The following is a 401-nucleotide window of genomic DNA, read 5'->3' as shown; positions in this document are numbered from 1 at the left end:
CCATCGCTGATAATAACAGTAACAGTTTGGCCATCTTCAACATCGCTAACTGTTCCGCGCACAACAATGGCTGCACTTTCGCCGTTACCGTTAATAACGCCATCGGCTGTTTTATCAATGCTTGTGGTAATGGCGGCAGTGTTATCAAGCTCAACGCTATCTTGCGCACTTACAGGGTTACCAGCTAAATCAGACGCTGTAGCAGTGGCGGTTAATGTGCCGTCGTTTAAGTTGCTTGCATCAATAGGAGTTGTTACATATTCGCTATTTTGTACAATGGCTTGCACCTCAACCGGTGGGTTAACACCATCGCTAATAGTAACCGTAACTGTTTGACCATCTTCAACATCGCTAACTATTCCGCGTACAACAATGGCTGCACTTTCGCCGTTACCGTTAAT

General features: G+C 45.6%; 1 protein-coding gene. It reads right to left on the bottom strand.

Going from position 1 to position 401, the window contains the following annotated elements:
* Positions 1–401: hypothetical protein (locus OCT63_RS21460; protein WP_269984600.1), on the bottom strand; the 401-nt coding region annotated here is incomplete at both ends.

Source organism: Vibrio sp. RW, assembly GCF_027587105.1.
GTDB lineage: Bacteria > Pseudomonadota > Gammaproteobacteria > Enterobacterales > Vibrionaceae > Vibrio > Vibrio toranzoniae.
Note: the sequence above shows the minus strand (reverse complement) of the source record. Positions and strands in the feature narration are given on the sequence as shown.